9 protein-coding genes are annotated in these 6331 nt (G+C 71.9%); 5 read left to right on the top strand and 4 right to left on the bottom strand.

What is annotated here, in order from left to right; translation table 11 throughout:
* Positions 1–519: Rv1486c family protein (locus AC51EU_RS25605; protein WP_496269438.1), on the bottom strand; the 519-nt coding region annotated here is incomplete at its 3' end.
* A 108-nt stretch (positions 520–627) separates the two neighbouring features.
* Between AC51EU_RS25605 and AC51EU_RS25600 the strand changes: the two genes are divergently transcribed.
* The 4 genes from AC51EU_RS25600 (at position 628) to AC51EU_RS25585 (ending at position 3772) form a co-directional block, all read left to right on the top strand.
* Complete coding sequence (locus AC51EU_RS25600) at positions 628–1422, top strand: ABC transporter ATP-binding protein (protein WP_496269437.1); 795 nt, start codon at positions 628–630, stop codon at positions 1420–1422.
* Positions 1423–1481: 59 nt separating this feature from the next.
* On the top strand, positions 1482–1895 hold the full coding sequence (locus AC51EU_RS25595; RefSeq protein WP_496269440.1) for an NfeD family protein: 414 nt from the start codon (positions 1482–1484) through the stop codon (positions 1893–1895).
* Positions 1896–1994: 99 nt separating this feature from the next.
* On the top strand, positions 1995–2942 hold the full coding sequence (locus AC51EU_RS25590; RefSeq protein ID WP_496269436.1) for an SPFH domain-containing protein: 948 nt from the start codon (positions 1995–1997) through the stop codon (positions 2940–2942).
* Between the two features lie 62 nt (positions 2943–3004).
* Positions 3005–3772 carry a sulfite exporter TauE/SafE family protein gene (locus AC51EU_RS25585; protein ID WP_496269435.1) on the top strand — a complete coding sequence of 256 codons (768 nt, stop codon included), beginning with the start codon at positions 3005–3007 and terminating at the stop codon, positions 3770–3772.
* Between the two features lie 21 nt (positions 3773–3793).
* On the opposite strand, the gene AC51EU_RS25580 is transcribed toward AC51EU_RS25585, so the two are convergent.
* Both AC51EU_RS25580 and AC51EU_RS25575 read right to left on the bottom strand, forming a co-directional pair.
* Positions 3794–4297 carry an HNH endonuclease gene (locus tag AC51EU_RS25580; RefSeq protein WP_496269439.1) on the bottom strand — a complete coding sequence of 168 codons (504 nt, stop codon included), beginning with the start codon at positions 4295–4297 and terminating at the stop codon, positions 3794–3796.
* A gap of 399 nt (positions 4298–4696) precedes the next feature.
* Positions 4697–5236, bottom strand: a complete 540-nt coding sequence (locus AC51EU_RS25575) for a YbhB/YbcL family Raf kinase inhibitor-like protein (RefSeq protein ID WP_496269434.1) — start codon at positions 5234–5236, stop codon at positions 4697–4699.
* A 97-nt stretch (positions 5237–5333) separates the two neighbouring features.
* Here AC51EU_RS25575 and AC51EU_RS25570 point away from each other — a divergent pair, with 97 nt between their 5' ends.
* A complete protein-coding gene (locus AC51EU_RS25570; RefSeq protein WP_496269433.1) occupies positions 5334–5984 on the top strand; it encodes a DNA-3-methyladenine glycosylase in 651 nt (216 codons plus the stop codon).
* A gap of 100 nt (positions 5985–6084) precedes the next feature.
* On the opposite strand, the gene AC51EU_RS25565 is transcribed toward AC51EU_RS25570, so the two are convergent.
* The coding region (locus AC51EU_RS25565; RefSeq protein WP_496269432.1) for a hypothetical protein at positions 6085–6331 on the bottom strand (247 nt) is incomplete at its 5' end.

Raw genomic sequence — 6331 nt, 5'->3', positions numbered from 1 at the left:
GGGGCCGGAGCCCGACACGTCGAGCCGCGCCAGCACCTCGGCCGTCTCCCGCAGCGCCTCGGCCAGCTCCCGTTCCGCCTCGCCCAGCGACGGCACGTCGGCGGGCGGCGCCTCGCGCACCGGCAGGCAGTGCCAGACGACCTCCACATGCACATCGGCGCCCGTCCCGCCCTCGGGACCGGCCTCGCGCACCTCGGGGACCAGCCCCAGCCCGGTGCCCGCCACGACGACGGCCTCACCGGCCTCCAGGGCCCGCGCGTTGAACTCCGGCGGCCCGCTCAGCCCCAGCGGATGCCCCGGCGCCGGCAACGCCACCCGCAGTCCCGTCGCCCCCAGGGCCCGCAGCCGGCCCAGGGCCAGCGTCAGACCGACCGGTGCCCCTTCGCCGGGCAGGTCCCGCACGCGGTGGACGGCGTCGTCGTCCGCGATCCGGTCCGCAGCATCATCAAGTGGGACAAGTCCGGCCAACAGGGCATTTCCCCAGGCCGTCAGCCGTCCCGAACGCGGTTCATCGAGCATGCCCCCCAGCCTAGGGAACGGCATCGGTGACGAGTGGCGTAGGTTTGCTGGGGGGCAGCGCCTACAGGCGCGCACGACGACCTAGGAACAAGGGGAGACAACGCGCTCATGAGCGATGTGCTGGAGCTGGTGGACGTATCCGTGGTCCGCGAGGGACGGGCTCTGGTGGACCAGGTCTCCTGGTCGGTGAAGGAAGGGGAGCGCTGGGTCATCCTCGGCCCCAACGGCGCGGGCAAGACCACCCTGCTGAACCTCGCCTCCAGCTACCTCTTCCCGACCACCGGAAGCGCCACCGTCCTCGGTGAGCGCCTCGGCAAGGTCGACGTCTTCGACCTCCGCCCGCGCATCGGCATCGCCGGCATCGCGCTCGCCGAGAAGATGCCGCGCCGCCAGACCGTCCTGGAGACCGTCCTCACCGCCGCGTACGGCATGACCGCCCACTGGCAGGAGCGCTACGAGGACATCGACGAGCAGCGCGCCCGCGCCTTCCTCGACCGTCTCGGCATGACCGAGCACCTCGACCGCCGGTTCGGCACCCTCTCCGAGGGCGAGCGCAAGCGCACCCTGATCGCCCGCGCCATGATGACCGACCCCGAACTGCTGCTCCTGGACGAGCCCGCCGCCGGCCTCGACCTCGGCGGCCGCGAGGACCTGGTACGGCGCCTGGGCCGCCTCGCCCGCGACCCCTACGCCCCCTCGATGATCATGGTCACCCACCATGTCGAGGAGATCCCGCCGGGCTTCACCCACGTCCTGATGATCCGCCAGGGCAAGGTCCTCGCCGCCGGCCCCCTCGACCTCGAACTCACCTCGGGCAATCTCTCGCACTGCTTCGGCCTGCCGCTCGTCGTCGAGCGCAACGGCAGCGACCGCTGGACCGCCCAGGGACTTCCCCTTTCCTGACTCCTCGCACACTGTCCCGGGCGGCACCGCGGCCCTACCATGAACGCGTGGATCCATGGGTGTGGTGGCTGATCGCCGCCGTAGGACTGGGTATTCCGCTCGTCATGACCGCGATGCCCGAATTCGGGATGTTCGCCGTCGGGGCCCTCGCGGCCGCCGTCACCGCCGCGGTCGGCGGCGGCACGGTCGCGCAGTTCGTCGTCTTCCTCGCCGTCTCGGTCGCGCTGGTCGCGGTGGTGCGCCCCATCGCCAACCGCCACCGCACCCAGCGCCCCCAGCTCGCCTCCGGCATCGACGCCCTCAAGGGCAGGAGCGCCACGGTCCTCGAACGGATCGATGCCGAGGGCGGCGGGCGCATCAAGCTGGGCGGCGAGATCTGGTCGGCCCGCGCCCTGGACGCGGGACAGGTCTACGAACCCGGTCAAAAGGTCGATGTCGTCGAGATCGAGGGCGCCACCGCCGTGGTCATCTGACCGGAACCCGCTGCGCTACCGGCGGGTCTTCTGAAAGACTCGACCGACAATGCATCCGGTTCGCAGCCGGCAGGACAACGGAAGGGTACGGGAGCCGCCGTGGCACCGATCATCATCGTCCTGATCATCCTGGTGGTGCTCGTGTTCATCGCACTCATCAAGACGATCCAGGTCATCCCCCAGGCCAGCGCCGCCATCGTCGAACGCTTCGGCCGTTACACCCGCACCCTGAACGCCGGCCTCAATATCGTCGTCCCGTTCATCGACACCATCCGCAACCGCATCGACCTGCGCGAACAGGTCGTGCCGTTCCCGCCGCAGCCGGTGATCACCCAGGACAACCTCGTCGTCAACATCGACACGGTGATCTACTACCAGGTCACCGACGCCCGCGCCGCGACGTACGAGGTCGCCAGCTACATCCAGGCGATCGAGCAGCTCACCGTCACCACCCTGCGCAACATCATCGGCGGCATGGACCTGGAGCGGACCCTCACCTCCCGCGAGGAGATCAACGCGGCCCTGCGCGGCGTCCTCGACGAGGCCACCGGCAAGTGGGGCATCCGCGTCAACCGCGTCGAACTCAAGGCGATCGAGCCCCCGACCTCCATCCAGGACTCGATGGAGAAGCAGATGCGCGCCGACCGTGACAAGCGCGCCGCGATCCTCCAGGCCGAGGGCACCCGGCAGTCCCAGATCCTCACCGCCGAGGGCGAGAAGCAGTCCGCGATCCTCCGCGCCGAGGGTGAGGCCAAGGCCGCGGCCCTGCGCGCCGAGGGCGAGGCCCAGGCCATCCGCACGGTCTTCGAGTCCATCCACGCGGGTGACCCGGACCAGAAGCTGCTCTCCTACCAGTACCTCCAGATGCTCCCGAAGATCGCCGAGGGCGACGCCAACAAGCTCTGGATCGTCCCCAGCGAGATCGGCGACGCCCTCAAGGGCCTCGGCGGCGCCCTCGGCAACTTCACCCCCGGCGGAGGCAGCGGCGGCGGCAACCCCCTCGCCAAGACCGCCACGCCGCACCGTGAGGTCCCGCCGATCGACTGATCACCGTGCCCCCTGCGGCATGATCGGGCGCCCACGCACCCGATCATGCCGGGGGAGCGCACATGTCCGTCTGGGAAGCCCTCGCCGTCCTCGGCGCGGGCCTCGCGGCCGGAGCCGTCAACACCGCCGTCGGCTCCGGCACCCTGATCACCTTCCCCGTCCTGCTGGCGGTCGGCCTGCCCCCGGTCACCGCCAACGTCTCCAACACCCTCGGCCTCGTCCCCGGCTCACTCGCCGGAGCCCTCGGCTACCGCCGCGAACTGCGCGGACTGCGCCCCCTCCTCCGCCGCCTCGGCGCCGTCGCCCTCCCCGGCGGCCTCGCCGGCGCCTTCCTGCTGCTGGCCCTGCCCTCCCGCGCCTTCGAGGCCGTCGCCCCCGTCCTGGTCGTCGCCGCCCTCGTCCTGGTCGCCGCCCAGCCCCGGCTCGCCCGCGCCCTGCGCGCCCGCCGCCTCCGCGACGGCGGCACGCCCCACCCGCACGGCGGCCCCGTCCTCCCCACAGGACTCCTCCTGGCCAGCGCCTACGGCGGCTACTTCGGCGCCGCCCAGGGAATCGTCTACCTCGCCCTGATGGGCGTCCTCCTCGACGAGGACCTGCAACGCGTCAACGCCCTCAAGAACGTCCTGGTCCTGCTCGTCAACGGGGCCGCCGCGGTCGTCTTCCTCGCCGCCCTCGCCCTCGACTGGCGGGCCGTCGCCCTCCTCGCCGCGGGCTCCGCGATCGGCGGCCACCTCGGCGCCGTCCTCGGCCGCCGCCTGCCGCCGACCGCGCTGCGCGCCCTCGTCCTCGTCGTCGGACTGACCGCCCTGGTCCCGCTCCTGCGCAGGTGACCACGGCAGCCGGGCCCCGGCTCAAGCGGCCGGCGCCGTCCACTGGGGCAGCCCGTCCCGTACGGTCACCCCGAGCGCAGCCAGCATCGTCTCCGCCGGCGTCGGCTCGAACGGCCGCACCAGCAGCCGCATCCCCGCCTGCTCCGGCGTGCGGTCCGCCTTGCGGTGATTGTCCTCGGCACACGAGGCGACGGTGTTCAGCCAGGTGTCACCACCCCCCTGCGCCCGCGGCACCACATGGTCCACCGTCGTCGCACGCCGCCCGCAGTACGCGCACCGGTGCCGGTCCCTCACCAGCACACCCCGCCGCGACCACGGCGCCCGTTGTCGGAACGGCACCCGTACGTATCTGCTGAGCCGGATCACCCGCGGCCCCGGCACCTCCACCGAAGCGGCCCGGATGCGCAGCCCCGGGTGCGCGTGCTCGACCACGGCCTTGTCCTGCATCACCAGCACCACCGCCCGCCGCAGCGACACCGTCGCCAGCGGCTCGAAACCCGCGTTGAGCACCAACGTCTCGCGCACCCCGACCACCTCCCGGAACCCGTTCGCCACCACGGCGAAGTGGCTCCACTCTGCAAGCGGGACCCCACCCGGACAACGCAATTTCCGCGTATCAGAAGGAGAATGACGCACGATCAGAAAAAGACGGCAGCGGCCGCCCGATCGAGGACCGGACGGCCGCGGAACCGGACGCGTGACGGATCCCACCCCCGTGTGCACAACGGATCCGGAACGCACGGACCGGTGCGGGGCCCCGCACACCCGGGGCCTCCGGCACACGGCGGGCGACACACCGGCGCCCCGCCGCCCCGCCACCGCGGTACCGGCCCGCCGAAGGCCCCTCACGGGACCCCCGGCCGACCACCACTCTGCGGACGGGAAGCGACGGGGCGCAACGGAATTACCGGGCGCCACCCGGAATCAGCTGCCGGCGGGCACCTCGTACGCGCCGATCAGCTGCGCCCGGCCCAACGTGTGGAACCGCAGGTTGAACCCCACCACCGCGGGCGAGGCATCCGCGTCCGGACCCAGCTTCTCCTGGTCGACCGCGTACACGGTGAAGACATAGCGGTGCGGACCGTCCCCGGGCGGCGGCGCCGCGCCCCCGAAGTCCCGCGTCCCGTAGTCGTTGCGGACATGCACGGCGCCCTCGGGCAGCCCCTTCATGTCCCCCGACCCGGCCCCCGCGGGCAGTTCCGTCACCGACGCCGGGATGTCGAACACCGACCAGTGCCAGAACCCGCTGCCCGTCGGCGCGTCCGGATCGAAGCAGGTCACCGCGTAACTCCGCGTCCCCGAGGGCGCGCCCTCCCACCGCAGCTGCGGCGAGGTGTTCCCCTCGGCGTACACCTGCTCCGGCCGCAGCGTCCCACCCGGCTCCAGCTGCTCACTGGTCACCGTGAACTCCGCCACCGGCGGGTGGAAATCGTGCGGGAGCGGCCGCCGCTTCAGCTCGGACACTCGACACCTCCTGATCGCTGGCTGACTACGTGCCCGGCCAGGGTAGAGCCGCCACCACCGCCCACCGGACCACCCGCCTCCACTACCCTCGGAGGCCATGACCGACGTACCGGAACGCACGCCGCTCGGCCGCGGCTTCTTCGACCGCCCCGTTCTGGACGTGGCGCCCGACCTCCTGGGCCGCACCCTCGTCCGCGCCACCCCGGACGGCCCGATCGAACTCCGCATCACCGAGGTGGAGGCGTACGCGGGCGAGCAGGACCCCGGCTCGCACGCCTTCCGCGGCCGCACCGAGCGCAACGCCTCCATGTTCGGCCCGCCCGGCCACGCCTACGTCTACTTCATCTACGGCATGTGGTTCAGCCTCAACCTCGTCTGCGGCCCCGAGGGCCACGCGAGCGGCGTACTGCTGCGCGGCGGCGAGATCCTCACCGGTGAGCACCTGGCCGCCGCCCGCCGCCCCAAGGCACGCTCCGCCCACGAACTCTGCAAGGGCCCGGCCCGGCTCGCCACCGCCCTGGACGTCGACCGCACCCTGAACGGCACCGACCTCTGCGCCGGGCCCACCGCACCGCTGTCCCTGCTGTACGGCACACCCGCCGCCCCCGACCAGCTGCGCAGCGGCCCGCGCACCGGCGTCGGCGGCGACGGCGCCACCCACCCGTGGCGCTACTGGATCGACGGCGACCCCACGGTCAGCCGCTACCGGCCCCACGTCCCCCGGCGACGCGCCACCACGGCTACTTGACGAGGACCTGCGGACCGCCTAACGTGTCCCGAGCCGCTGGACCAGGGCAGCGCCCTCTGCGCGGACCGGCAAGCGGCAACCACTACTCGAAACGATTCCCTCACCGGGTCCTTTTCGCATTGTCGAAAAAGGATTCCCACGGCTCGATTATGAGACGCCGGGAAGAACCGTTAAAGTAGCGGCGCACCGAAGGACACGGCAGGTAAAAGCGCCGCCCTCCGGTGAATCCTCCGAACCCGATCGGAACCGAAATTCGGACCGCTTCCTCTGCGAGGCGGAACGGAAAAAGGATCTGGTAAGGTCGGAGACGCGGAAAGGCCGGAAGGCCGGAACGCACCGGCGGAAAC

This window comes from Candidatus Streptomyces philanthi (genome assembly GCF_059553635.1).
This window is presented reverse-complemented; position numbering and strand designations above follow the sequence as displayed.

Bases quoted from the DNA above. Each gene is read 5' to 3' on its own strand.
- AC51EU_RS25600 (WP_496269437.1), top strand. From the start codon at position 628: ATGAGCGATGTGCTGGAGCTGGTGGACGTATCCGTGGTCCGCGAGGGA.
- AC51EU_RS25570 (WP_496269433.1), top strand. From the start codon at position 5,334: ATGACCGACGTACCGGAACGCACGCCGCTCGGCCGCGGCTTCTTCGAC.
- AC51EU_RS25585 (WP_496269435.1), top strand. From the start codon at position 3,005: ATGTCCGTCTGGGAAGCCCTCGCCGTCCTCGGCGCGGGCCTCGCGGCC.